Origin of the sequence: Jatrophihabitans sp. (assembly GCA_036399055.1) — a bacterium.
GTDB lineage: Bacteria > Actinomycetota > Actinomycetes > Mycobacteriales > Jatrophihabitantaceae > Jatrophihabitans_A.
In genome coordinates, this window is the sequence record DASWNX010000030.1 from 202,319 (window position 1) to 228,858 (window position 26,540).

Genomic DNA, 26,540 nt, shown 5'->3' on the forward strand with positions numbered 1-26,540 from the left:
GTTGAGGTTTCGTCCAGGTAAGCCGACAGCGTCCCCGCGTGTGCGGGTCTACAACCCCGTGCTCGTGTACTGGAATATCGCATATCTACTCGTGCTCGCGGCGATTTCCCTCGGCGCAATCCTGGACTCAATAGGGACTGTCGACGAACCGGCATGGCAGGAGTTCGGCGTTGTCCTGGCCCCCATCCTCCTGGCTATCCGCGGTGTCAGGGTCGGCGTCGTCGTGACGGACTCTGAGGTGCTGCTTCGAGGTTGGGTGAGAACCCGTCGATTGCAACGGGATCAGGTGCTCGGAGTGATGACGGCGCCTTACACCGGCCTGCTTTACGGGGGAATGGAGTCGCGGATCTTCCGCATGTTGGCCATCAAGACGCCCGACAGGACGATAGAGGTGCCCGCGGTGGCTGCACGCAAGGCCAAGGCGAAACGACTCGCGGCTACGGTGCGGCACGTGCTGGCGCCTCCCGACTGACTAGGGACCGGCCGATGAGCGCGGCGCCCTCGATGCCGTCATCACGCCGCGTCCCGGTGCGCAGATCGGGGCGTGCCTACCGGTCAGTGCTGCGGTGTCAGGTGGTGCGGACTTCGGACGCCGGCTCGGCCGCGGCGGACTGCTCGTGTTTGGCGGCCCAGCTGGCTAGCAGGTTGAGGGCGCCCTGGGTGGCAGAGGCGGGCTCGGCTGTGTAGACGAGCCTGTGTAGACGAGCCTGTGTAGACGAGCATGGTGAGACCGGGCTCGGCGGGCAACTCGAATGCCTCGTAGGACAGGTCCACATCGGAGACCACGGGGTGGTGAAGCTGCTTACGGCCGGTGCGGTGGAAGCGGACGTCGTACGCCGCCCAACGGGTGGAACTCCTGGCTACCCCAATCTGCGAAAGGCATATCGTGCTCGCAGCACTCATGTACGGCGCCGGCTTTCGCGTCGAGCGCACGGCCGGCCCGCGGGCGACCTCGTGACCACCGTCAGTAGCACCTTGCCCCTCAAGACAGCGAAGGTCCCTCGCCCCGAACGCGCTGCTCGCGATCGTGCTTGTCGCCTACGCCATGATCATCATTGACAATTCAATCGTCTTCACCGGCGTGTCGTCGATCCGGGACGACCTCGACATGTCGATCGGCGCGGCCTCGTGGGTGCACACGGCGTACGCCCTCACGTTCGGCGGCCTGCTGCTGCCCGGAGCAGGCGCCGGCGACGGATCAGACGGTGGCGTGCGCCGGAGACTCCGCCTTCTCCTGGGGCCAGGAACGAGTGATCGCGTAGCCAAAGCTGCCAGCCAGAACGTACATGACGATGCTGTAGACGGCGCTGGGGATCGCGACCTGGGTGTTGTCCAGGACGCTGAGTGCGATGGTGAGAGCCACGGTGGTGTTGTGGACACCGACCTCCATGGAGGTTGCGATGGCTTGGGCGCGGGTGAGCCGGAAGAGTCGTGCGCCGGCGTAGCCCAAGGTGAGGCTGCACAGGCAGAAGATGGCGACGACGATGCCGACGTCGCGCAGGTAGTCGAGGAGGTTGTCCCGCTCTCCGAGGATCGCGCCGACGGAGACGATGGCGAGCACGGTGATGGAGAACACGCGCACGGGTCGGTCGGCGCGGGCGGCGAAGGCAGCCGACCGACGCCGGACCAGCATCCCGAGTGCTACGGGGACCAAGACGATGGCGATGACCTGGACAACCTTGCCGACCTGGAGGCCGAGCGTGCCTTCGGCGCCGAAGTGGTCGATCGCGAAGTTGGTGATCAGCGGGATGGTGACAGCCGCCAGGACGGAGTTGATGGCGGTCAAGGTGACGTTGAGCGCGACGTCACCTCGAAATAGGTGGCTCAACAGGTTGGCGGTGGTGCCGCCAGGCGAGGCGGCCAGAAGCATGATGCCTACGGCGAGCAGCGGCTCGAGGTCGAACACGGTGATGAGGGCGAAGGCGATCGACGGGAGGACGAGCATCTGGAGGGCTAGCGCCACCACAACCGCGCGGGGGCTTCGTGCTATCCGCGCGAAATCACCGAGCGTCAGGGACAGGCCCAGCCCGAACATGATGATGGCCAGGGCCACCGGCAGCCCGATGGAGATGAGCGCCGAGTCATTCACGATGTCTCCTGGTCAGTCGAGCCTGCGACGCCTCGGTTTGAGACGGCGGTCACAGTAGAGCACGAGATGTGCCGCGTCACAGCGGCAGCGACCACATTGGCGCAGCAGCCCACTGTGATGCGCTCGCCCCTGTGACATCTCACGACACCCCGATCCCCACAGCTGCCCGGTCGGGACCCAACGCGCCGGTCCCTGCTCCGCAGGAGGTCGCGCGAACTTGTTCTTCTTGGCGTAGCAGCAGGTACTGCCCCGCTCGTCCACCGACGCCAGCCCGGCCTCGGCGAGGCGGACGCCGCACAGCGGATCAGGCACCCTGGATAGATGCAGACGTTCTTGCCCTATCCGAGCTTTCTCGCCTCGGCCCAGGTGCTGGACAGGCAGCGATTGGGCAAGCAGCGGGTCGAGACCTTGCAGATCCTGCGAGCCTTGGAACTGCCCGACTACGGCTGGCAGAGCCATCCGGTGGTGCGGATGTGGCGCGGGCGCACTCCGGCTCTGGTGCGCTACGGCCTGGACTGCGTGCGGGTGTGGACCGGCCGCGGCCACGGTGACTCGACCGCTGATCAGATAGCGGAGTTCGCGCCGTGGGTTCGCGAGCTCAGCCAGGCGGACCTGCAGCGGGACTCACTGCTGCCGAGCTGGTTGGGTGACGAGCGATTGCATCGCTCACACCGCAGTCAGCTCATCGCCAAAGACCCGGAGTTCTACCGGCCGTTGTTTCCTGATAGCCCTGAGGGTTTGGATTACTTCTGGCCTGAGCAGGATTCGATCACCACCGTCTCCAACCCGCATTCTCACCGCTTTCTTTGGGTGCTGCGTCCGGAGTCAGAGAACGCTCTGGGCAGAGCGGTGCTCACCGGCGCGATCGGATTCGGACCGGCCGCCGACGTGCCGGCTGACGCCTCGGCAGGTGACCTGGCCGCGCTGCGTGAATTGCAGACCAACCCGTCACGGCGCCCGTCCCGGGCGTTGCGAGCGCTTGCCGATTTCGTCGAAGCCGTTCACACCGGTGATGACATCGGTGTGCTGATATCAGGCGGCCAGTCGCTGCTCATCGGTCAGGTGATGGGCCCTTATACTTTCGCGCCGCGCGACACCGCCGGTTTGACGCACCGGCGCGCTGTTAGCTGGGACCGGATAATCGCGCGCTCAACGATGCCGCGGCCGTCGGCTTTGCAGGATGTCCGGCCACTTTTCTCTGTGTCCTGGGACCCCGAAGTGGCGCACTGAGTCCCGTCGTTTTCGTCAGCGACGCACGCTGTATACAACATCGTGTCGAGGTCCTGGCTAGGCGGGGGTATGTCGCTTCCAGCGAGGCGGTAGCGATCTTAGGCGATGGCTGACGTCGTTTCCCGTGGTGAGCGAGGGTGATCCTCGCTCGTGCCTGGCGGCTCAGCGGGAAGTGCACGGGGGAGAAGCATGGACGAACTATCTTTAATAGCTGTTGTTTTTGGGTTAAACGCCCAAATAGCCCCAGGGGTTTAAAGAAAGTCGCTTCTCTGGTTTGACTGCGCACTTGATCATGATGGACGATGCGTCCATGGCAAAGACAGTAGTAACCACAGACGACCTTGACGGCTCACCCAACGCTGAGACGGTGACCTTCAGCTTTGACGGGCGCAGCTTCGAGATTGATTTGAGCAAGAAGAGCCGGACGGCGCTGGAAAAGGCGTTGAAGCCGTATATCGACGCAGGTAGAACGGTCGGCAGTCGCAGCACCCGCAACGCTGCGACCAGCCGTGGCCGCGGCCGCAGGTCAGGCTCGGTCGACCTGGCCGCGGTGCGCGCCTGGGCAGCTGAGAATGGGATTGCGGTGTCTGACCGCGGGCGCATCAGCGCCAGCGTTCTGGAGCAGTACCAAGCCGCTCAGTGACCGACTTCTCACACCCCATTCGCTAACCGACTCAACCGCTCGCTGACCGACCGCTCAGCGGCCTGAGCAGTAGCCGAGGCTGCTCTGCGAGCAGCCACGGAAAATGTCGTCCTCGGGTGTCGATTCGGTCTTGGCGCGTTCGTTGTCTAGGTGGAGGATCGGATAAGGGTTCGATCCCTGCTCAGAGGAGAATGCGATGAAGCAGTACATGTTGTCGGTGCACATGGTCGAGGGCGCGGAGATGCCGTCCTCGGAGACCATCGAGCAGATGTACGCCGATGTCGACGCGTTCAACGCCAAGATGCAGGCCGAGGGCGCGTGGGTATTCGGCGGGGGTCTGCACCCTGCCGACACCGCCACCGTGGTGCGGATGCAGGACGGTGAGTTGCTGACCACCGACGGCCCGTTCGCCGAGGCCAAGGAGCAGCTCGGTGGCTTCTGGGTCATCAAGGCTCCCGACCTCGACGCGGCGTTGGCCTGGGCGGCCGGCGCGACCAAGGCCTGTCAGTCGCCGGTCGAGGTCAGGCCGTTCCAGGACGAGGCCGCGGACTAGCTTGCGCTGTCAGGGATGGCTGATGCTCAGTCGTCCTGGTTGGCCCGAGGGTCCTGACTGGCCCAGAAGTCCTGGCCGGCCCGGGGGTCCTGCCCGGCCCAGAAGTCCTGGCCGGCCCGCTGGCCCTGCCCGACCCGCGGGTCCTGAGCCGCCCGCGGGTCTTGAGCCGCCCGCGGGTCTGGCCCGACCCGCGGGTCCTGAGCCGCCCGCAGGGTCTCCACGTCGCGAGCGGCCTGCTGCCCGGCCCAGACGATCGCCCCGACCAGGGCGCCGCCGAGCAGGCCCCACAGCGCGCCCATCCGGCAATTCTCGACGACCGGCTCGCCGGTGCGCATCAGCGCCACCAGCGCGCCTGAGATGACTCCCCACACGCCGAAACCGGCCGACCAGGCGCCGACTTCGCGGACGGCGGTCATCGTCCGGACCATGGTGGCCGGCACGAAGCCGTTGACCAGCCCGACCCGGGGACCGACATCAAAGGGCGGGGCCTTCCAGAACCACGCGCCCACGACGATGAAGGCCACGAGCACCACCAGCGGGCGTGGCGGCAGCCGCCCGGTCAGGGTGGCCAGCGCGATGAAGACTCCGAGGATCAGCCGGATCGCCGAGATCTGGGGTGTGCGCGGTCGCTTGTCATTCACCGCTTCCAACTCTGCCTCATTCACGACCGGCGCCCCCTGCCAGCATGCTACTGGGCCACTGATCGCTGGCCCCCGTTCAACGGGCCGAGTCGAGGCCGATGTCTTCGTGCCAGAGCTCCGGCCGGGCGGCGATGAACTCGGTCATCAGCTCGACGCAGTCTGCATTGTCGAGCACCAGCACTCCGACCCCGTGCTCAGCAAGCCAGTCGTGGCCTCCGTAGAACGTCCGGGCCTCGCCGATCACCAGCCGGGATATGCCGAACTGGCGGATCAGCCCGCTGCAGTACCAGCATGGCGACAGGGTGCTGACCATCGTCGCGCCGCGATAGGACGGCTGCCGCCCGGCGTTGCGAAAGGCCGCCGTCTCACCGTGCGTCGACGGGTCATCGTCCTGCACCCGGCGGTTGCGCCCGCGCCCGAGCAATTGGCCCTCGGCGCCGTACAGGGCGGCGCCGATGGGGATGCCGCCCTCGGCCAGGCCGAGTCTGGCCTCCTCCAACGCGACTGCCAGCCACGACTGCGGATCGAAGTTCCTCACCCTTGCGACCGTAGTTCCTCCCGGGCCCGTGCCCTACTTCGCGTGCTCTGCCGATGCCAGACGGAGCGGGGTCCGATTGCCTGGCGTCCTGTCACCGGTCCTCATTAGGGTCAGCATCATGACTGCCACCCCGGGGTACCTGCGCTTTCCGCACATCAGCGGTGATCAGCTCGCCTTCGTCGCCGAGAACGACGTCTGGTTGGCGGGCGCCGACGGTGGCCAGGCCCGGCGCCTGACCGCCGAGGCCAAGCCGGTGGCACGGCCGAGGCTGTCGGCCGACGGCACGATGCTGGCCTGGACCTCACGCCGCCACGGCGAGCCCGAGGTCTTCCTGATGCCGGTGGCCGGAGGCGCGTCCCGGCAGCTGACTTTCTTCGGCCACTCCAGCACCACCCTGCTCGGCTTCGGCCCGGACGGCCGGGTGCTGGTCTCCTCCGCCGGCTCGCAGCCGTTTCGCAGTTTCACCTGGGCTTACGCCATCGACGTCACCGATGGCGCCGACCCGGCGCCGCAGCGGCTGCCGTACGGCCCCGTGAGTTCGGTGGCCATCGGTGATCCGGCAGTGGTGGTGGGGTCGGCGCACATGCGCGAACCCGCGCACTGGAAACGCTATCGAGGCGGCATGGCCGGCCGGTTCTGGCTCGACGCCCGCGGCGACGGCCAGTTCGCCGAGCTGCTGGCCGAACTGGCCGGTCCCAAGACCGCGCCCACCTGGACCGGGGACCGGCTGGCCTTTCTGGCCGACTTCGAGGGCCACGGCAACGTGTACTCGGTGGCCGCTGACGGCTCGGACCTGCGCCGGCACACCGACCACGACAGCTATTACGCCAGGCAGCTCAGCGGCGACGGCAGCCGGCTGGTCTACCAGCACGCCGGCCAGGTCTGGCTGCTCGATTCGCTGGCGCCCGACTCCCAACCCCGCCGGCTCGATATCGCGCTGGCCAGCAGCCGGGCACTGCGAGCCGTCACTGCGGTCAAAGCCGCCGAGCATCTCGGTGACCTCGACGTCGATGTCACCGGCCGGGCCAGCGCGATCGAGATCCGGGGCAATATCGTCTGGCTGACCCACCGCAACGGGCCCGCGAGGGCACTGGCCGCCGAACCCGGCGTCCGGCACCGGCTGCCGGTGGTGCTGGCAGCCCAGGACGGCGGCCAGCCTTCGGTGGCCTACATCAGCGACGCCGAGGGCGAGGACGCGATCGAGATCGCCACCCTCGAAGGCCAGACCCGCCGGTTCGGAGCGGGCAGGCTGGGCCGGGTGCTGGAACTGGTGGCCAGCCCCAGCGGCGCCACCCTGGCGGCCGCCACTCACGACGGCCGGCTGCTGGCGATCACGACGGCTGAGGGCACGATCACCGAACTCGAGGCCAACCCCGACGGCGACCCCAGCCATCTGGCATTCTCACCGGACTCCCGCTGGTTGGCCTACTCCGCGGCCGGGCCGACCGGTGACGGTGAGAAGTTGCGCAGCATCCGGCTGGTCGAACTGGCCAGTGGGCAGATCACCGCCGTCACCTCGAACCGGTTCCGTGACACCGATCCAGTCTTCAGCCTGGACGGCAAGTACCTGGCCTTCCTGTCGGCACGCACATTCGACCCAGTCTATGACGCCCACGTCTTCGACCTGGCGTTTCCGCTGGCCATCAGGCCGTACCTGCTCACGCTTGCCGCGGCCACCCCGTCGCCGTTTGACCCCGAGTTGCAGGGTCAGGCCCCCGACGAGGCGGGCGAGGCGCCGGCCCCCCAGAACGGCGCCGCCGAGAACGGCGCCCCCGAGAACGGCGCCGACCCCGGCAGCGCCGTCGCACCGATCACTGTCGAACTGGACGGCCTCGCCGAGCGCATCGTGGCGTTTCCGGTCGCGGCCGGGCGGTTGGCCGACCTGCGGCCGGCCAAGGATGGTCTGATCTGGACCGACAGCCCGGTCGCCGGCGAACTCGGCGAGTCGCGCAACCCCGAGGACGACATCCGCCCGTCGCTGCAGCGCTGGGACTTCGGCAAGCGCAAGCGGATCGAACTGGCCGCCCGGATCGACGACTTCGCGGTCTCGGCGAACGGCGCCAAACTCGTCGTGCGCGACGGCCAGGCCCTCAACCTGGTCCCCGCCGATCGCAAACCCGCCGAGGGCGGTGAGGACACGGTGTCGATCGACCTGGACCGGATCCGGCTGAGCGTCGACCCGCCGGCCGAGTGGCGTCAGATGGTGGACGAGACCGCCCGCTTGATGCGCGATCACTACTGGGTCGAGGACATGGCCGGCGTCGACTGGGACGCCCAAGTCCAGAAGTACCGGCCATTGGTGGATCGGCTTGGCAGCCGCGACGACCTGTCGGACCTGCTGTGGGAGATCAACGGCGAGACCGGCGCGTCGCACGCCTATGAACGGCCGGCGGCCAGTCTCCCCGACCCCATGCTGGCTCCGGCGTTTCTCGGCGCGGACCTCGACCGCGATGAGCGGGGCCGCTGGCGGATCGCCCGGATCATCGCCGGGGACAACTCCTCGCGCGCGGCACGCTCACCGCTGAGCGCACCCGGCGTGGCTGCCCGGGCCGGGGAGCTGATCCTTGCCGTCAACGGCCGGCCGGTCGGTCCCGCCGGCCCGGCCGAGTTGCTGCGCGGCACGGCCGACAAGCCGGTGGAGTTGCGGCTGTCCCGCGATGGCCTCGAGCGGTCGGTGGTGCTGCGACCGCTGGCCGGCGACGTCGAACTGCGCTACCTGGACTGGGTCGCCAGCCGGCGGGCCGCGGTGCACCGGGCCAGTGACGGCCGGATCGGTTACGTGCACGTTCCGGACATGATGTCCAGCGGCTGGGCTGCCTTCCACCGGGATCTCCAGGTCGAGATGGCCCGGGACGCGCTCCTGGTCGACACCCGCGACAACAGCGGCGGCCATACCTCCGAGCTGGTCATCGAGAAATTGGCCCGGCGAGTGATGGCTTGGGTCACCGTGCGGCACTATCCCACCGGCTCCTATCCCTCCAGTGCGCCTCGCGGGCCGCTGGCGTCGTTGGCCAACCAGGTGGCCGGCTCCGACGGCGACATCGTCAACGCCGCCTTCCAGGCCATGAAGCTCGGGCCGGTGATCGGTACCCGTACCTGGGGCGGGGTAATCGGCATGGACGGCCGTTACCGGCTGGTCGACGGAACCGAGGTGACCCAGCCGCGCGCCGCCTTCTGGTTTGAGAACTACGGCTGGGGCGTGGAGAACCACGGCGTGGACCCCGACATGGTGGTGGAGCTGCCACCGCACGCCTGGGCTCAGGGGGTGGACCCGCAGCTGGAGGCCGGCATCGAGTACCTGCTGGCAGAACTCGAGCGCCGGCCTGCCCCGCCGCGACCGGACCTGGCCCAGCGTCCCTCCCGCCGAGCGCCGGAGCTGCCGCCGCGGCCGTAGCCAGGTGGTAAGGCAAACGCTTGCGGGCGGCTAGACTGGCACTATTCATGTCGGCGCGGCTTCGCCTAAGAGAAGCGCGCTGGGCTCGTTTCACGGATGGCCGCGCAGGTTTCTCCCGCGCCAGGTATATCGCCGAGACGTGCTATAAGTCTCGACGGGAAATTCTTCGTGACCTCGTATGCCCAGCGGCCTGCCGCTGCCTCCCGCAATTCCTCCTACCGTTCGACCGGCGCCAGCGGCGGCTACCGCGACGCCAACTCCAGCTCGCGTGGCCGTTCCTACAGCAGCTCCAAGAACCGCGCCAGCTCGGCCAAGTCCCCCCGGCGCGGCCCCTTCGACGATCTGCCGCTGACGGTTCTGGATCTCGACAACCTGCCCAGCTTCGCCGAACTCGGCCTGCCCGCCTCGCTGACCCAGGCGCTGGGCCGGGCCGGCATCACCACCCCGTTCCCGGTTCAGGCCGCCACCATCCCGGACGCGCTGACCGGCCGTGACGTGCTCGGCCGGGCCGCCACCGGCGCAGGCAAGACCCTGGCCTTCGGGCTGCCCATGATCGCCCGGCTGGAAGGCGAGAAGGCCCGCCCGCGCCGCCCGCGCGGTCTGGTGCTCGTCCCCACCCGCGAGTTGGCCATGCAGGTCTGCGACAGCCTGGCGCCGCTGGCCCAGGCTCGTGACCTGTCGCTGCGGCTGGTCGCCGGCGGCCTGCCGATCCAGAAGCAGATGCAGGGCCTGATTCGCGGCACCGACATCGTGGTGGCCACCCCGGGCCGGCTGGTCGACCTGATCGAGCGCCGGGCGTGCGACCTGTCCGACGTGCAGGTGACCGTGCTGGACGAGGCCGACCACATGGCTGACCTGGGCTTCCTGCCGGTCGTGCGGCAACTGCTGGACCAGACTCCGGCCGGTGGCCAGCGGCTGCTGTTCTCGGCCACCCTGGACGGCGACGTCGCCAGCCTGGTCACCGAGTACCTGACCGATCCGGCGATCAAGGCCCTTGCCTCACCGCACGCCACTATCGACACCATGGATCACCACGTGTTCCGCGTCCCGGCTGGTCACAAGTGGCAGCTGATCACCCAGATCGCAGCCCGTGAGGGGCGCACCATCCTGTTCGTGCGCACCAAGTTCGGCGCTGAGCGGCTGGCCGACAACCTGAACCGGGCCGGTGTCGCGGCCAACGCGCTGCACGGCGGCCGTAGCCAGATCCAGCGCACCCAGGCTTTGAACGGCTTCAAGAACGGCTCGGTGAGCGCGCTGGTGGCCACCGACGTGGCAGCCCGGGGCATCCACGTCGACGGTGTGTCGCTGGTGCTGCACGTCGACCCGCCGGCGGACTCCAAGGACTACCTGCACCGCTCCGGACGGACCGCCCGGGCCGGTGAGTCAGGCCTGGTGGTGAGCATTGCCACGCCGAGCGACGAGCGCGCTGTCCGGTCGCTGATGGCCGGCGCCGGCGTGCAGCCTGAGCAGCGCGACATGCTGCCTGGCGACTCCGCGATGCGGGCCCTGACCGGCGCCCGTGAGCCGTCCGGAGTGCCGGTGGTCCCGCCTGCGCCCAGCCGCCGCGAGGTCAACCGGTCCGAGCGGTCTGACCGGCCCTGGCGCGATCGGCCCGGCGCCTCGGGGTCCGGCCGGGAGCGTTCACCGCACGGCAAGCCCCGTTTCGAGTCCGGCCGTCCCGACGCCAGGCCTGCCCGGTCCGCGGGCCGCACCGGCTCATCACCGGCTGCCGGCCGCGGTTCGCACAGCTAGTCACCGATGTCTCCGGTGACTGCGGTGACTGCCGCGCCGGAACAGATGTGATGATGAGCGTTGATGTCCGCCGACCAGTCCCTCGACCCGAGCAGGCCACCCGGGACCGCCAGCCAACTCGCCGAGGCCTCCGGCGAGCTGGTGGCCATGTCGTTTCCCGGCGCGCGGCGGATCGCCGGTTGGCTGTTCTGGGTGGTGTTCCCGGCGGTGTGCCTGGCCGCCATCGCGCTGGCCGCGTTCAATGTCGCCAGCCATGTCGGAGACCGGCCCACCGGGATCAGGGGCAGTTTCGTGGTCAGCCCGCGTACCTGCAGCCAGGGAATCTGCTCCTTTGGCGGGCTGTTCACCAGTGACGACGGCAGCATCAAGAACCTGCCGCTGCTCGGCGACCCGCGCTGGCACTCCGAGGATGTCCACCGGGTGGTGCACGACCGCAACAGTGTCGAGGTGACGGCCCTGCCCGGCCACTGGGATCCGACGCCGTCGGTGATCGCGGCTCTAGGAGCTGTGACCTATCTGGGTCTGGTGGCCTCCTTGGTACGCGGGGCCCGACGGGATCGGCGACACTAGAGACAACGCACCCTGACACACCTGCACCCTGCACGACTGGACGGCGGCACGAGCGGTGCCGCCGCGCAAGGCGCCGCGATCGCGGTCGCGGATCGGGACAAGCCCGCCGCGCGGAGCAATCGCTGCTGACGAGAGAAGAGTCATGTCCGACCACAGCGCTGCCCAAATCGGCAACGACACCATCCGTTCCTCGATCCGCAACGTCGCGATCGTCGCCCACGTCGACCACGGCAAGACCACTCTGGTCGATGCGATGTTGTGGCAGTCCGGCGCCTTCGGGGCGCACGAGCACATCGACGAGCGGGCGATGGACTCCAACGACCTCGAGCGCGAGAAGGGCATCACGATCCTCGCGAAGAACACCGCGGTGAACTACGTCTCGCCCGAGGGCGAGAAGATGATCATCAACATCATCGACACCCCTGGCCACGCCGACTTCGGTGGCGAGGTGGAGCGCGGCCTGTCCATGGTGGACGGCATCGTGCTGCTGGTCGACGCCTCCGAGGGCCCGTTGCCGCAGACCCGGTTCGTGCTGCGCAAGGCACTGGACGCCAAGCTGCCGGTGATCCTGGTGATCAACAAGGTGGACCGTCCGGACAGCCGGATCGCCGAGGTGATCGACGAGACCTACGAGCTGTTCCTGGATCTCGACGCGACCGAGGACCAGATCGACTTTCCGATCGTCTACGCCTGCGCTCGGGACGGCAAGGCTTCACTGGACCGGCCGGAGGACGGCACGGTGCCCAAGTCCGACGACCTCCAGCCGCTGTTCTCCACCATCCTCAACACCATCCCCGCCCCGGCCTACCGGGCCGGGGCCCCGCTGCAGGCGCACGTCACCAACCTCGACGCCTCGCCGTTCCTGGGCCGGATCGCGCTGTGCCGGGTGTTCCAGGGCACCATCCGCAAGGGTCAGCAGGTGGCCTGGTGCCGCCATGACGGCACCATCCAGCAGGTCAAGATCACCGAGTTGCTGATGACCGAGGCGCTGGAGCGCAAGCCGGCCGAGAGCGCGGGGCCCGGGGACATCATCGCGATCGCCGGCATTCCCGAGATCATGATCGGTGACACCCTGGCGGATCTGGAGGACCCGGTTCCGCTGCCGCTGATCACCGTCGACGAGCCCGCCATCTCGATGACCATCGGCACCAACACCTCGCCGCTGGCCGGCCGGGTCAAGGGGTCGAAGGTCACCGCCCGGCTGGTCAAGGACCGGCTGGACCGCGAGCTGGTCGGCAACGTCTCGCTGCGGATCCTGCCGACCGAGCGCCCGGACGCCTGGGAGGTGCAGGGACGCGGCGAGCTGGCGCTGGCCATCCTGGTGGAGCAGATGCGCCGGGAGGGCTTCGAGCTGACCGTCGGCAAGCCCCAGGTGGTCACCAAGGTCATCAACGGCAAGGTGCACGAGCCGGTCGAGCGGCTGACGGTGGACGCTCCGGAGGAGTACCTGGGCGCCATCACCCAGCTGCTGGCGGTGCGCAAGGGCCGCATGGAGACCATGACCAACCACGGCACCGGCTGGGTGCGGATGGAGTTCCTGGTGCCCTCGCGGGGGCTGATCGGCTTCCGCACCGAGTTCCTCACCGACACCCGCGGCACCGGCATAGTGCACCACGTCTTCGAGAAGTACGAGCCGTGGTTCGGTGAGCTGCGCACTCGCGGCTCGGGCTCGCTGGTGGCCGACCGGGCCGGGGTCGCCACCCCGTTCGCCATGATCAACCTGCAGGAGCGCGGCACGCTGTTCGTCGAGCCGACCACTGAGGTGTACGAGGGCATGCTGGTCGGGGAGAACTCCCGCTCCGACGACATGGACGTCAACATCACCAAGGAGAAGAAGCTCACCAACATGCGCCAGTCGTCCTCGGATGAGTTCCAGCACCTGGTGCCGCCGCGCCGGCTGTCGCTGGAGCAGTCCCTGGAGTTCTGCCGCGAGGACGAGTGCGTCGAGGTCACCCCGGAGACGGTGCGGATACGAAAGGTGATCCTGTCCCAGCAGGAACGCCAGCGTCAGCGCGGCAACCGCTTCAAAGCCGGCCAGTAGCCGCCGCTGTTGGCCATTGTGCGGCCTGAAACCGCGGATCCCGTGCTCAACGCCGCGGATTCAGGCCGCACAAACGTTCGCGGGGATACCGGCTGACCGGAGCTGGCCGGCCCGGTGAAAGGCCCTGAGCAGAGTCGCCCGTAAGAGAGCCGGACGACGGGCTTCAGACCATCCCCAGCGGGCGAGGACCACTCCGCGATCAGTCAGAGCCTCCTGCCGGCGTTTCTCTCGCCAGAGCTCCTGATCGGTGTACTTCTCGCGACCGTCCGCCTCGCCCACTACCCCGAGGTCCGGCCAGTAGAAGTCGACGCGGGTCAGAAAGCGGCCGTCGGTGGAGAACAACTCGGCCTGAGTGCGCGGCAACTCGCCCCATGCGCTCATCCCCAGCCGGCTGATCGTCTCCAGCGGGGACTCGCTGCTGCCGTCGGCGAGTTCGATCAGTCGCCGGGCTGGCAGGCTAGAGGTCAGGGCCTTGAGCGCGGAGCTTGTCCACCTCGGACATCGCCTGGCGCAGACTGGCGAGCCATTCGTCGGCGTGCTGGCCGACCAGGCTCACCGCCCAGGACAACGCCTCTGATCTCGACCGGGCGACGCCGGCGTCGACCAGGGTGTCGAGCACCTGGCGTTCAGGCTGGCGCAATCGGGTCATCACCGGAATCGACAGATGGGTGAACAGCACCCGGGTGTCACCGAGCTGAGCCCCCCACGCGACCTTGCGGCCATAGCGGGCCTCTGCCTCAGCCGCGATCTTCATCCGTTCGGCTCGGGTGTCCTCCCGGAACCGGCTGATCCGGCCGGCCGCTGCGGCGGCGCTCTGGGCCTGCGACGCCTCGGCGCTGACCGGCGGCAGCTCGCCGGTCACGATGATCTCCTCACGGTCCACGCTGACCGAGGCCGCGCCGACGAACCAGTCCGAGGGCAACCGGCCGGTGAACCAGCCTGCCGCGTCATCGGCAGGCGGCAACTCGGCTTGCTGCCATCCCCCGGGCCGGGCGGAGCCACCGCCGCCACGCCGTGGCCCGCGCCGGCCGCGGCCGAACCCCGGCCCCCCGGCCTCGGGTCCCGCGCCCTCAAATCCTGTCCTGCGAGCCTCTTCTTCATCTGAACTCATGACGCCTCCTGATTACCGCCCATCTGGAATTACATGATTACATGTAATTTCTGGGCACGGCAAGGCACGTCGAAATGACCTCTGCCTACCCGGCTTCGATTCCCTTATATACGATTCGTTCTACCCCTAGCGGGTGGTGAAAGCCGTCGCCAGATTGGCTCGGCTGTCAGGGACAGGATCGGGGATGATGGTCCGATGATGGTTGCCGCGATCCAACACGACATCGTCTGGGAAGACGGCCCAGCCACCCAGGCCCGGCTCGAACCGCTGATCGCGCAGGCCGCCTCCGGCGGCGCCCGGCTGATCGCGGTGTCGGAGATGTATGCCACCGGCTTCTCGATGCGGCAGGAGCGTGTCGCTGAGCAGCCCGGTGGGCCCAACGAGCGCTTTCTCATCGAGCAGGCCCAGCGGCACAACACGTGGCTGATCGGCTCGATCGCCCAGTGGGCCGGGCCTGAGGGTGACACTCTGGCTGCCAACGTCGCGGTCCTCGCCGGGCCTGAGGGCGAGGTCTTTCGCTACGACAAGATGCATCCGTTCACCTATGCCGGCGAGCACGAGCACTACCGGGCCGGCAAGGATTTCCTGACCGTCGACGTCGAAGGACTGCGTGTCAGCGTCTTCATCTGCTACGACCTCCGGTTCGCCGACGAGTTCTGGGCAGTGGCCGATGACACCGATCTCTACATCGTGCTGGCGAACTGGCCGGAGCCGCGCCGCGAGCACTGGCGGACGCTGCTGCGGGCCCGGGCCATCGAGAACCAGGCCTACGTGCTGGGCTGCAACCGGGTGGGTCAGGCCGACAAGCTGAATTACCTGGGTGACTCGGCGATCATCGATCCGATGGGCCAGGCCCTCGTCGAGGCCAGCCGCGCCGAGACCGTGCTGATGGTCGACGTGGACCCGGCGCAGGTGCGGCAGGTCCGCGAGCGCTTTCCGTTCCTGGCCGACCGCCGGTGACCAGGCAGGCGAGGGCTCAGGCGCCGTCGAGCGCAGCGGCGGCGCGCGCTTGGTGAGACGGCGCCGGGCTCCGGCCGCGGGCCGGGTCCTGCGGGTGGCCGAGCTTATCGACGCTGACGCTGACGAGGTGCGCCGGCTGACGGCACGACTGCCCGCCCGGGTCAGCGCCTCGATCGCCGAGCTGTCAGCGGGCACCCTGCTCACCTTGGAGGCCCGGTTGCCGTGGTGGGACCGCCGGCGCCGTGCCGGAGTGCTGGACGCCCTGGAGCGGACGCTGCGCGCCATCGAACAGCAGGCGCACCGGCGGACGGTGGTGGCGGCGGCGCTGATCTGCGGGTCCAGGCTGCTCATCGCTCAGCGTGCGCACCCGCCGGCTCTTGCCGGGCAGTGGGAGTTCCCAGGAGGCAAGGTCGAGCGGGGTGAGACGGCCCGAGCCGCCTTGGTCCGCGAATGCGGAGAAGAGTTAGGCTGCCAGGTTGTGATCGGCCAGGAGATCGGGCGGCAGTCGCTGGACGACGGCGCCTTGTTCATCCTCTTTGAAGCCGCCCTCGCGCCGGGGTCGCCGCAACCGACGGCTCTGGAGCACCGCCAGGTTCGCTGGGCCGAAGCCGCTGAGCTGGCCGACTTGGAGTGGGTCACGACAAACCGTAGATACGTGACTGACGTGACAGGACGGTTATAGATGTCGACTACAGTCGGCGGCGCTTGCAGTGCGGCGGTGCGCGCCGTGCGTGCCCTAGATGGAATTGATACCCGCTCAGGGGTGGACAGATGTTGAAGTTCATTGCTCGCCGGTTCGTGAACTACCTGGTGCTGGTGTTCATCGCGACTAGCCTGGCCTACATCCTCGGTTCACTCACCCTGGATCCACGGGCGCGTTACGAGGGCCGCAACCCGCCCATCTCGGAGGCGTCGCTGCGCTCGACCCTGCAGGAGCGCAACGCCGACCCCACCACGCCGGTGCTCAAGCGTTACGGCACCTGGATCAGCGGTGTGGTGCAGGGCGACTTCGGCAAGCAGATCGTCGGTGAGACCCAGGTCGTCGACGAGATCAAGCGCAGAGCAGGGGTGAGCCTGCGGCTGTTGCTGCTGGGCACCGTCTTCGGGGCGGTCGGCGGGGTCCTGGTCGGGGTGCTGGGCGCGGTCCGGCAACGAAAACCGGTGGACATCGGCTCGACGGTGGCCTCTTACATTTTGCTGGCCTCGCCGACCGTCGTGGTGATCGTCGTCGTCCAGACCATCTTCGTGTGGATCTACCACCAGGGCGGTCCGCTGTTCCCCGCCACCGGCGAGTACAACTCCAACCTCGAGGGGCTGGAGTACTGGACCGACCGCGCCAGACGCCTGGTGATGCCGACCATGGTGCTGGCTGGCTTCGGCATCTCCTTCTTCAGCAGGTACCAGCGCAGCGCGATGCTCGACGTGCTGGGCAGCGACTTCCTGCGAACCGCCCGGGCCAAGGGGCTCACCCGGCAACAGGCGCTGTTCAAGCACGGCGTGCGGACCGCCCTGATCCCGATCGTGACCTTCTTCGCGTACTCCTTCGGGCTGCTGCTCACCGGCGCGACCTTCACCGAGAAGCTGTTCGGCTGGCACGGGATGGGGGAGTACCTGATCAGCTCGGTGCAGTCGCACGACGTGAACGCGGTCGCGGCGGTCGCCTGCTTCACGGCGGTGCTCGTGCTGTTCTCCGGCCTGCTGGCCGACATCCTCTACGCGGCCCTCGATCCGCGCGTCCGGTCCAAGTAGGAGGTGCGTAGATGTCGATGTCACCGCAGGAGATCTTCGAGGTCGCCCCACCGGCGTCCTCAGACCCTGACGCCACCAACCAGCATGTGGAGGGCAACGAGTCCCTGACCCGTGGCCGGCTGATCCTGAAGAGGTTCCTCCGGCAGAAGTCGGGGCTGGCAGCGTTGCTGGTGCTCGTGCTCATCTTCCTGCTGGCCTACGTCGGCCCCTACTTCACGCAGTGGAAGTTCGACGACTTCGACCAGGCCGGCATCCTCGCCAGCCCGGGCGGCACCCACTTCTTCGGCGTCGACGAGGTCGGGCGCGACGTCTACGCCCGCACCCTGAAGGGCCTGCAGAAGTCGTTGGTGATCGGCCTGGTGGCAGCCCTGGTGACCACCACCATCGCCGCCATCGCCGGCTCGCTGGCCGGTTACTTCGGCAAGTACATCGATATGACAGTGGTGTGGATCATCGACCTGCTGCTGGTGTTGCCCGGGTTCCTGATCCTGGCGATCCTGAGCCCGGTGCTGTCCGGCAAGAGCTGGCTGTGGCTGGTGCTGCTGCTCTCGCTCTTCGGCTGGATGGTCACCGGCCGGGTGGTCCGGGGCATGGCGATGAGCCTGCGCGAACGCGACTACGTGCACGCCGCCAGGTTCATGGGGGTGCCGCCGCTGACCATCATCCGCCGGCACCTGCTGCCCAACATGGCCTCCCTGCTCATCGTCGACGTCACCATCAACGTCGGCGGCACCATCCTGGCCGAGACCGGCCTGAGCTTCTTCGGCTTCGGCGTGCAGCCGCCGGACGTCTCGCTCGGGACCGTGCTCAGCGACGCCCAGCCGCTGGCCACCACCTACCCCCACGTGTTCATGTTCGGCGCCGGACTGCTGGTGCTCACGGTGCTCTGCGTGAGCGTCATCGGTGATGCCCTTCGCGACGCCATCGACCCATCATCAGGATCGAGCAGACTGTGACTCTCGCCAAAGCCCCCCTCTTGCAGGTCTCAGACCTCACCGTCAGCTTCGGCAGCGAGGCCGGCCCGGTCCGGGCCGTCCGCGGCGTCTCCTACACGGTGCAGGCGGGTGAGACGCTGGCGATCGTGGGAGAGTCCGGCTCCGGCAAGTCGGTCAGCTCGCTGGCCGTGATGGGCCTGCTCCCGGCCAACGCCGCCGTCACCGGCTCGATCAAGTTCCAGGGCACCGAGCTGCTCGGCCTCGGCGACAAGAGGCTGTCCAAGCTTCGTGGCTCGGGCATCTCGATGGTGTTCCAGGACCCGCTGTCGGCTTTGACGCCGGTCTACACGATCGGTGACCAGATCGCCGAGGCGGTGCGCATCCACCAGGACGTGTCCAAGTCCCAGGCCCACGCGCGGGCCGTGGAGCTGCTGGACCTGGTGGGCATCCCGAACGCGCGGCTGCGGGCGAGCTCGTTTCCGCACGAGTTCTCCGGCGGCATGCGCCAGCGCGCGATGATCGCGATGGCCATCGCCAACGACCCCGACCTCATCATCGCCGACGAGCCGACGACCGCGCTGGACGTCACGATCCAGGCCCAGATCCTCGACGTGCTGCGCAAGGCCAAGGAGGTCACCAACGCGGCCACCGTGCTGATCACCCACGACCTCGGAGTGGTCGCCGGCTTCGCCGACCGGGTGATGGTGATGTACGCCGGCAAGGCAGTCGAGCTGGCCAGTGTCGATGACGTCTTCTACCACCCGCGGATGCCCTACACCATGGGCCTGCTGGGCTCCATCCCGCGGATGGACGTGGAGGAGAAGGAGCCGCTGATCCCGATCGAGGGCACTCCGCCCTCGCTGGTGAACCTGCCCACCGGGTGCCCGTTCGAGCCACGGTGCCCCATCTCGGTCGAGCTGTGCCGTACCACCGAGCCGCCGCTGGCCGAGACCGACCGGCCGGTCCATCAGGCCGCCTGCCACCGAAGCCTGGAGATCGCCCAACGCCAGTGGAGCGCCGCTGACGTGTTCGAGCGCCCGGAGCTGCCGGTCGAGGACGCCTCCCTGCCCTCGGCGCGCGAGGACCGGGAGGTGGTGCTGACGCTGGATGACCTGCACCGGGCATTCCCGATCCGCAAGGGCGCGGTGATCCGCCGGACGATCGGCAGCGTGCGGGCGGTGGACGGGGTGTCCCTGGAGATCAGGCAGGGGGAGACCCTGGGTCTGGTGGGCGAGTCAGGGTGCGGCAAGACCACCACCATCATGGAGATCATGAACCTGCTCAAGCCGCAGCAGGGCAAGATCGTGGTGCTGGGCAAGCAGACCGACAACCTCAAGGGCGCTGAACGCCGCAAGATGCGCGCCGAGCTGTCCATCGTCTTCCAGGACCCGATGGCCTCGTTGGATCCGCGGATGCCGATCGGTGACATCCTCGCCGAGCCGATGTGGGTGCAGAAGGTCCCCGAGGACAAGATCAAGGCCCGCAGCGCGGAGCTGCTGAAGATGGTCGGGCTCTCGCCCGAGCATGCCAGCCGGTACCCGGCCGAGTTCTCCGGTGGCCAGCGGCAACGGATCGGCATCGCCCGGGCGCTGGCCCTGGACCCCAAGGTGATCGTGCTGGACGAGCCGGTCTCGGCGCTGGACGTCTCGATCCAGGCCGGCGTCATCAACCTGCTGGACGAGCTCAAGGTCAAGATGGGGTTGAGCTACCTGTTCGTGGCCCACGACCTGTCGGTGGTTCGCCATATCGCCGACCGGGTGGCGGTGATGTACCTGGGCCGGATCGTCGAGATCGGCGTCACCCGCGAGATCTTCGCCGCGCCCTCGCACCCCTACACCCAGGCGCTGCTGTCGGCGATCCCGTTGCCGGACCCGGTCAAGGAGCGGGGCCGCAAGCGAATCCTGCTCACCGGCGACCTGCCGAGCCCCGCCGACGTGCCCAGCGGATGCCGGTTCTCAAGCCGCTGCTTCGTCTTCGCCGAGCAGCTCAACGCCGAGGAACGCGCCACCTGCAAGGGCGTGGACCCTGGGCTCTACGAGCTTGGCGGCGACCATCGGGCGGCCTGTCATTTCGCCAAGGTCCGCCAGGTCGTGTGACACCACTGCCGCGTGTCAGCAGTGTTTTCCAGGGTTCGGTTTCCTATCCGATCGGTACCGATTCGGCAACGACTCTAGCCGCGAGCGCTGCGAGTGCGTAGCAAGTACATGTCAACGCGTCATTTTTGGCTGCTTAGTAATCCCCCGTGCAGCAAGTTCTACATACTCCTGAGGAGGACAGTGTGAGGGTGTTTGGCAAGGTAGGGCTCGCGACGGTAGTCGCGGCGTCCCTCGCCCTAACGGCCTGCGGCGGCTCGAACGATTCGGGCGGCGATAGCAACAACAACAACGGCTCAGACAAGAAGGCCCAAGCGGCTGCGAACCTCAACGACATCAACCCGATGCCCTACGACGAGGTGCCCGCCGGCGGCACCTTGCGCTGGCCGATCAACTCCTACCCCGCCAACTTCAACGTCAGCCACCTCGACGGCAACGAGGCCGACACCAACGACCTCATGGACGCGACCCTGCCGATCGTCTGGCACTTCGACGCCGGCGGCAAGCCGATCCTGAACACCGACGTGGTCGACAAGGCCGAGCAGACCTCGACCAACCCGCAGACCATCGAGTACCACATCAACCCCAAGGCTGTGTGGAGCGACGGCACCCCCATCACCTACAAGGAGTTCGCCGGCCTCTGGGCCGCCACCAACGCGACCAACAAGGCTTACAAGATCGCCTCCAGCAACGGCATGGAGCAGATCGCCAGCGTAGAGAAGGGCGCGACCGACCAGGACGTCAAGGTGGTCTACAAGACCCCGTACCCGGACTGGAAGGCCCTGTTCAGCCCCTTGCTGCCGGCCCCCTTGACCGCCAGCCCCGCGTCGTTCAACACCTCGTGGGTCAACGGCCCGACCGTCTCGGGCGGCCCGTTCAAGGTCAGCTCGCTGGACAAGACCGCCAAGACGATCACCCTCGTCCACAATGACAAGTGGTGGGGCAAGGCCCCGAAGCTTGACAAGATGCAGTTCATCGCCCTGGACCAGGCCGCAGAGGCCAAGGCGCTGCAGTCCGACCAGATCGACTTCGTCGACATCGCCTCCAGCGTGGCGACCTACGCCACCGTCAAGGCGACTCCCGGCGTGACCATCCACAAGGCCGGCGGTCCCAACTGGCGCCACATCGACATCGGCAGCAGCGGCCCGCTGGCCGACGTCAAGGTTCGCCAGGCCGTGCAGCTGGCGATCGACCGGGCCGGTGACGCCAAGACCATGCTGAGCCCGCTCGACTGGCCGGCCACCGTGCTGGACAGCCACATCTGGATGAACAACCAGGCGCAGTACAAGGCGACCTGCGGTGAGTTCTGCAAGCAGGACATCGCCAAGGCAGGCTCGCTGCTCGAGTCGGCCGGCTTCACCAAGGGCGCGGACGGCATCTACGCCAAGAGCGGCAAGCCGCTGAACCTGAGCTTCGTCATTCCGAACGGCATCAAGACCTCGGCCGACGAGGCCGCCCTGCAGCAGAAGGCGCTGAAGAACGCCGGTATCAAGGTCACCATCAAGTCGGTGCCCTCGGATCCGTTCTTCTCCGACTACGTCCTGGTGGGCAAGTTCGACCTGACGATCTTCAGCTGGATCGGCACCCCGTTCCCGGTGTCCTCGGCACAGTCGATCTACACCTCCACCGGCGACCAGAACTACGCCAAGATCGGTAGCCCGGAGATCGACGCGCTCTACAAGCAGGCCGTCTCCGAGCTCGACCCGCAGAAGGCCATCGACCTGACCTACAAGATCGACGAGGAGATCTGGAAGGTCGGGCACTCGGTGCCGCTCTACCAGCGTCCGGGCCTGGTCGCCACGAAGTCCACCCTGGTGAACTTCGGGTCCTTCGGCTTCGCCGACCCGGTCTACGAGAACATCGGTTTCAAGAAGTAAGTCCCACAGCGACACCAGTAGTGAAGCGACACCAGAAGTGAAGCGACACCAGAAGTAGGCGTACATGGCTCGCGCCGGCCCGGCCGCGCGCGAGTCAGGCCCACAGGCGGGGGTCTGCGATAACGATTGACGCAGACCTCCGCCTTGGTCCGTGACGGCCCTGAGCAGTCGGCTAAGGTCCCCAACCGTGGGTCACCCTTAGGTCACGATCTGTCCGACGGGTTGCACTTGTTGCTCGCGCGTTATCCGGAACGCCTAACGTTCCCGGCTGGCGAGATCTGCAAACCGCAGGCCTCGCGACTTGAAGGAGGTCTGCCGCCCGATGTCGATGCCCCAATCCGGTGAGCTCGAAGTCGCCGCTACCTCCTTAGAGACCCCAGCGGACGAGCAGGCCATCCAGGGCCGCTCGCTGCGCCAGATCGCCTGGCGCCGGCTCAAGCACGACAAGGTCGCCATGGCCGGCGGCTTCGGCATCATCCTCGTCACCCTGGTGGCCGTCTTCGCCTCCCAGCTCAACAACCTGTTGGGCAACCAGCCCAGTGAGCGCAACACCAACCTGACCAGCGGCGACACGACCATGCCGTACGGCCGCTTCAGCGGCGCCTCCGCCGACCACTGGCTGGGCATCCAGCCGGTCGACGGCCTGGACATCCTGGCCCGCCTCATCGCCGGCGCGCGCACCTCGCTGATGATCTCGGTGTCGGCCATGGCGGTGTCGCTGCTCATCGGCCTGACCGTGGGCATCGTCTCCGGCTACTACCGCGGTTCGGTCGACGCGGTGGTGTCCCGGCTCCTCGACGTGCTGCTGGCCTTTCCGGTCCTGCTGTTCGCCATCGCGTTGATGTCGATCTTCGCCATGTCACCGTCGTTCCTGGGCATGAAGGGCCAGACCCTGAACTTCGCGGTGCTGATCTTCGTGCTGGGCTTCTTCGGCTTCGCCTACCTGGCCCGGATCGTGCGCGGCCAGGTGCTGTCACTGCGCGAGAAGGAGTTCGTCGACGCCGCCCGCAGCCTGGGCGCCAGTGACTGGCGGATCATCACCCGCGAGATCCTGCCCAACCTGATGGGCCCGGTGCTGGTCTGGGTGACGCTGACCATTCCCAGCTACATCCTGGGTGAGGCCGGTCTGTCCTACCTCGGCGTCGGCGTCCAGCCGCCGACACCGTCCTGGGGCAACACGCTCAACACCGCCGGCATCTTCTTCCAGAATGACCCGATGTTCTTGGTGTGGCCCGGTATGGCGCTGTTCCTGACCGTGCTGTCCTTCAATCTTTTCGGCGACGGGTTGCGCGACGCGCTGGACCCGAAGTCGACCCGTTGACCCTTGACGTCAACACCCAAGTGGCCCTCGTGCGAGCGGGGGGTTTTAACCGGCATCAGCCGGGTCGGCCGCGGTCTGGGCCGGCAGGTAGTTCCGATCGCCTAGGAGGGTGAGAGAACCAATGCAACGAAACAGAAAAGTCGCGACGGCGGTCGGGCTGACCGCCGCCGCGACAATGGTGCTGACCGCGTGTGGAAGCGGTGGCAGCAGCAGCGACGACAAGTCGCCTCAAGCGAGTGCCAGTAACGCCGACGGCAGCAACCAGTCGTTGGCGCCGGCGTTCAACGCGGCGACCATCGGCTTTGTCAACATGTCGGACAAGAAGGGCGGCAGCCTGAACCTGGTCGCCACCGGCGACTGTGACTCATGGGACCCGGCGAACACCTACTACGGCTGGTGCTGGAACATGCAGCGGCTGTTCACCCGGACCCTGGTGGGTTACGCCTCCACGCCGGGCGCGAACAACGTCAAGATCGAGCCTGACCTGGCGGCTGGGCTCGGCGAGCACAACGCCGACTTCACCGAGTGGACCTACAAGCTCAAGACCGGCGTCAAGTGGGAAGACGGCACCCCCGTCACCAGCAAGCAGGTCAAGTACGGCATCCAGCGCGTCTTCGCGACGGACCTCTTCAGCTTTGGTCCGGCCTCCTACTACCTGTGCCTGCTCTCCAAGTGCGACAAGGAAGGCAACCCGGAGTACGCCGGTCCGTACAAGGACAAGGGCAAGGACCTGGCGAGCATCACCACCCCGGACGACAACACCATCAGCTTCAAGCTCCAGACGTCGACTCCGGACTTCGACTTCCTGATGTCGCTGCCGGCCTCTGCCCCGGTTCCGCTGACGGAGAACGGCGCCAACGCCGGCTCGAAGTACACCCTCAAGCCGCTGTCCAACGGCCCGTACAAGTTCTCCTCCTACACCCCGGAGCAGAAGATCGTCTGGGTCCGCAACGACCAGTTCGACCAGGCCACGGACAAGATCCGCACCCCGCTCGTCGACAAGATCACGTTGAACATCAGCACCAACGCCGATGACAACGACAAGCAGCTGGAAGCCGGCACCGCCGACGCCCAGACTGACGGTGGCGTGCAGACCGCGTTCCAGACCAACAACATCAACAACCCGGATCTGAAGAAGAACGCCGACAACCCGGTGTCCTCCTACGTCCGTTACTTCTCGGTCTTCCCGGCCACGATCCCCGACGTCCACTGCCGCCGGGCGATCTTCTACGCGATCAACAAGGTCGACCTTCAGCGTGCCCGTGGTGGCACATACGGTGGCGACATCGCTCACACGATGGCGCAGCCGACCGTTCCCGGTCACGACCCGAAGGCCAACCCGTACCCCACCGGCCCGGACAACACCGGTGACCTCGTCAAGGCCAAGGAAGAGCTGACGGCGTGCGGCAAGCCGAACGGCTTCAGCACCAAGATGGCCTACGTCAACGCAGGCAAGGGCCCGGCGGTCTTCACCGCAGCCCAGTCCGCCTTGGCCCGGGTCGGCATCAAGTTGGCCGCGGCTGTGCACGCTCAGTCCGGTTACTACGGTGGCTACATCGGCAAGCCCGAGACGGTCAAGAGCGTCGGCATCGGCATGGCGCAGGCAGGCTGGGGTGCTGACTACCCGACCGGTGGCGGCTTCTGGACCTCGATCGTGGCCAGCTACGCCCCGCCCGGTGGTGGCAACTACACCGTGCTGAAGGACCCGAAGATCGACGCCCTGCTCGCTGAGGCGTCAAAGACCACCGGCCGGCACGACGACCTGTTCAAGCAGCTCGACGCTCAGGTCATGGCCAACGCTGTCGACCTGCCGTTCATCTACGACAAGACGCTGTACTACCGCAACCCGCGGTTGACCAACGTGCGTAACAACTTCGCGCTTGGCTCGTACTACGACTTCGTCAACATCGGTGTCAACGACGGCAAGTAAGCGCAGTACTGGTGAGTTCCTCAGCTGACTAGAGAGGTGGCAGTGTCTGTGGCCGGCCCGGGTGAATCCGGGCCGGCCACGGACACGCAAACACGATGATCAGATACATCATTCGCCGTTCGCTCGGCGGCGTCTTGGTTCTCCTGGTGACGAGCTTCGTCACGTTCTTCATCTTCCAGGTGGGCCCCAAGATCGCCAACGTGTCACCCGCGCTCTTCTACGTCGGCAAGATCCCACCCACGGAGGCGGGCCAGAAGCTGATCGAACATCGCTTCGGGTTCGACCTTCCGCTCTGGAAGCAGTACTTCAACTGGGGCGGCGGCATCCTGTTCGGCCGCACCCTCGGAGATGACACCGGCGCGACCGTGGAGTGCGCGGCCCCCTGCCTGGGTTACTCCTTCCGGCAACAGCTGCCGGTCACCACGATGATCATGAGGGCCTTGCCGGTCGAGCTCAGCATCGCCGGCGGCGCTGCTGTCCTCTGGCTGGTCGGCGGCCTGACCATCGGCTCGATCTCGGCCCTCAAGCGGGGATCGTTGTTCGACCGCAGCGCGATGACGCTGGCGCTGGCGGCGGTGTCGCTGCCGATCTTCTTCACCGGGCCGATCCTGCTGCTGGTCTTCAAGTACAAGCTGGCCCTGCTTCCCAACACCAACTACGCCTCGATCACCTCCGACCCTGAACAGTGGCTGCGGTCGATGATCCTGCCCTGGCTCGCGCTGGCCTTCATCTTCGCCGCGCTCTACGCCAGGCTGACCCGGGCCAACATGCTCGAGACGATGAGCGAGGACTACATCCGCACCGCCCGGGCCAAGGGTCTGGCCCGGCGCACCGTGGTCGTCAAGCACGGCCTGCGCGCTGCGTTGACCCCCATCGTGACGATCTTCGGCCTCGACCTCGGCCAGCTCATCGGCAACGCGGTGATCACCGAATCGGTGTTCAACCTTCCCGGCCTCGGCCTGATCAGCATCCGGGCGATCAACAGCCAGGATCTGCCGGTGATCCTCGGGGTGACCATCGTCGCCACGTTCGCTGTCGTGGTGGCCAACATCCTCGTCGACATCGGCTACGCCTTCGTCGATCCGCGCGTGAGTTACAGCTAGAGACCGGAGA

22 protein-coding genes are annotated in these 26,540 nt (G+C 67.3%); 17 read left to right on the forward strand and 5 right to left on the reverse strand.

The genetic code is table 11. The features are described from left to right. Window positions 1-40 precede the first annotated feature (40 nt). Window positions 41-472, forward strand: coding sequence for a hypothetical protein (locus tag VGB75_13740; protein HEY0168099.1), 432 nt, complete (start codon window positions 41-43; stop codon window positions 470-472). A 726-nt stretch (window positions 473-1,198) separates the two neighbouring features. Here VGB75_13740 and VGB75_13745 read toward each other — a convergent pair. Next, window positions 1,199-2,053 carry a bile acid:sodium symporter family protein gene (locus tag VGB75_13745; protein HEY0168100.1) on the reverse strand — a complete coding sequence of 285 codons (855 nt, stop codon included), beginning with the start codon at window positions 2,051-2,053 and terminating at the stop codon, window positions 1,199-1,201. 357 nt (window positions 2,054-2,410) lie between these two features. On the opposite strand from VGB75_13745, the gene VGB75_13750 reads away from it, so the two are divergent. From VGB75_13750 to VGB75_13760, 3 genes are all read left to right on the forward strand, one after another. Further along, window positions 2,411-3,319: an MSMEG_6728 family protein gene (locus VGB75_13750; protein ID HEY0168101.1), complete on the forward strand. Its 909-nt coding sequence runs from the start codon at window positions 2,411-2,413 to the stop codon at window positions 3,317-3,319. Between the two features lie 292 nt (window positions 3,320-3,611). Continuing rightward, a complete protein-coding gene (locus tag VGB75_13755; protein HEY0168102.1) occupies window positions 3,612-3,962 on the forward strand; it encodes an Lsr2 family protein in 351 nt (116 codons plus the stop codon). Window positions 3,963-4,158: 196 nt separating this feature from the next. Next, window positions 4,159-4,515 (forward strand): YciI family protein, encoded by a 357-nt coding sequence (locus VGB75_13760; GenBank protein HEY0168103.1) that lies wholly within the window; start codon window positions 4,159-4,161, stop codon window positions 4,513-4,515. A 26-nt stretch (window positions 4,516-4,541) separates the two neighbouring features. Here VGB75_13760 and VGB75_13765 read toward each other — a convergent pair whose 3' ends face one another. Together VGB75_13765 and VGB75_13770 are read right to left on the reverse strand one after the other, a co-directional pair. After that, on the reverse strand, window positions 4,542-5,156 hold the full coding sequence (locus VGB75_13765) for a hypothetical protein (GenBank protein ID HEY0168104.1): 615 nt from the start codon (window positions 5,154-5,156) through the stop codon (window positions 4,542-4,544). Between the two features lie 76 nt (window positions 5,157-5,232). Further along, window positions 5,233-5,694, reverse strand: coding sequence for a nucleoside deaminase (locus tag VGB75_13770; GenBank protein HEY0168105.1), 462 nt, complete (start codon window positions 5,692-5,694; stop codon window positions 5,233-5,235). Window positions 5,695-5,812: 118 nt separating this feature from the next. Here VGB75_13770 and VGB75_13775 point away from each other — a divergent pair, with 118 nt between their 5' ends. The 4 genes from VGB75_13775 (at window position 5,813) to typA (ending at window position 13,451) form a co-directional block, all read left to right on the forward strand. Then, complete coding sequence (locus VGB75_13775) at window positions 5,813-9,088, forward strand: S41 family peptidase (GenBank protein ID HEY0168106.1); 3,276 nt, start codon at window positions 5,813-5,815, stop codon at window positions 9,086-9,088. A 168-nt stretch (window positions 9,089-9,256) separates the two neighbouring features. Further along, a complete protein-coding gene (locus VGB75_13780; GenBank protein HEY0168107.1) occupies window positions 9,257-10,840 on the forward strand; it encodes a DEAD/DEAH box helicase in 1,584 nt (527 codons plus the stop codon). 63 nt (window positions 10,841-10,903) lie between these two features. Beyond that, window positions 10,904-11,410 carry a hypothetical protein gene (locus VGB75_13785; GenBank protein HEY0168108.1) on the forward strand — a complete coding sequence of 169 codons (507 nt, stop codon included), beginning with the start codon at window positions 10,904-10,906 and terminating at the stop codon, window positions 11,408-11,410. A gap of 142 nt (window positions 11,411-11,552) precedes the next feature. Further along, a complete protein-coding gene (gene typA / locus VGB75_13790) occupies window positions 11,553-13,451 on the forward strand; it encodes a translational GTPase TypA (protein ID HEY0168109.1) in 1,899 nt (632 codons plus the stop codon). Between the two features lie 60 nt (window positions 13,452-13,511). Here the strand turns inward: typA and VGB75_13795 are convergent, their stop codons facing one another. Together VGB75_13795 and VGB75_13800 are read right to left on the reverse strand one after the other, a co-directional pair. Then, window positions 13,512-13,832, reverse strand: a complete 321-nt coding sequence (locus tag VGB75_13795) for a hypothetical protein (GenBank protein ID HEY0168110.1) — start codon at window positions 13,830-13,832, stop codon at window positions 13,512-13,514. Between the two features lie 76 nt (window positions 13,833-13,908). Beyond that, window positions 13,909-14,562 carry a hypothetical protein gene (locus VGB75_13800; GenBank protein HEY0168111.1) on the reverse strand — a complete coding sequence of 218 codons (654 nt, stop codon included), beginning with the start codon at window positions 14,560-14,562 and terminating at the stop codon, window positions 13,909-13,911. A 195-nt stretch (window positions 14,563-14,757) separates the two neighbouring features. Here VGB75_13800 and VGB75_13805 point away from each other — a divergent pair, with 195 nt between their 5' ends. The 9 genes from VGB75_13805 to VGB75_13845 all read left to right on the forward strand — a co-directional run bounded on the left by VGB75_13805 (window position 14,758) and on the right by VGB75_13845 (window position 26,530). Next, on the forward strand, window positions 14,758-15,522 hold the full coding sequence (locus VGB75_13805; protein HEY0168112.1) for a nitrilase-related carbon-nitrogen hydrolase: 765 nt from the start codon (window positions 14,758-14,760) through the stop codon (window positions 15,520-15,522). Window positions 15,523-15,616: 94 nt separating this feature from the next. Then, window positions 15,617-16,204, forward strand: a complete 588-nt coding sequence (locus tag VGB75_13810; GenBank protein ID HEY0168113.1) for an NUDIX domain-containing protein — start codon at window positions 15,617-15,619, stop codon at window positions 16,202-16,204. 89 nt (window positions 16,205-16,293) lie between these two features. Next, a complete protein-coding gene (locus VGB75_13815) occupies window positions 16,294-17,271 on the forward strand; it encodes an ABC transporter permease (GenBank protein HEY0168114.1) in 978 nt (325 codons plus the stop codon). Window positions 17,272-17,282: 11 nt separating this feature from the next. Further along, window positions 17,283-18,227 carry an ABC transporter permease gene (locus VGB75_13820; protein ID HEY0168115.1) on the forward strand — a complete coding sequence of 315 codons (945 nt, stop codon included), beginning with the start codon at window positions 17,283-17,285 and terminating at the stop codon, window positions 18,225-18,227. Further along, a complete protein-coding gene (locus tag VGB75_13825; protein HEY0168116.1) occupies window positions 18,224-20,302 on the forward strand; it encodes an ABC transporter ATP-binding protein in 2,079 nt (692 codons plus the stop codon). The genes VGB75_13820 and VGB75_13825 overlap by 4 nt, the downstream gene beginning before the upstream one ends. A 182-nt stretch (window positions 20,303-20,484) precedes the next feature. Beyond that, entirely contained in the window at window positions 20,485-22,176 is a 1,692-nt protein-coding gene (locus tag VGB75_13830) for an ABC transporter family substrate-binding protein (protein HEY0168117.1), read from the forward strand. 322 nt (window positions 22,177-22,498) lie between these two features. Next, entirely contained in the window at window positions 22,499-23,497 is a 999-nt protein-coding gene (locus VGB75_13835) for an ABC transporter permease (protein ID HEY0168118.1), read from the forward strand. A 121-nt stretch (window positions 23,498-23,618) separates the two neighbouring features. Beyond that, on the forward strand, window positions 23,619-25,427 hold the full coding sequence (locus VGB75_13840; GenBank protein HEY0168119.1) for an ABC transporter substrate-binding protein: 1,809 nt from the start codon (window positions 23,619-23,621) through the stop codon (window positions 25,425-25,427). 95 nt (window positions 25,428-25,522) lie between these two features. Continuing rightward, on the forward strand, window positions 25,523-26,530 hold the full coding sequence (locus VGB75_13845; GenBank protein ID HEY0168120.1) for an ABC transporter permease: 1,008 nt from the start codon (window positions 25,523-25,525) through the stop codon (window positions 26,528-26,530). The last annotated feature ends 10 nt before the right edge of the window (window positions 26,531-26,540 follow it).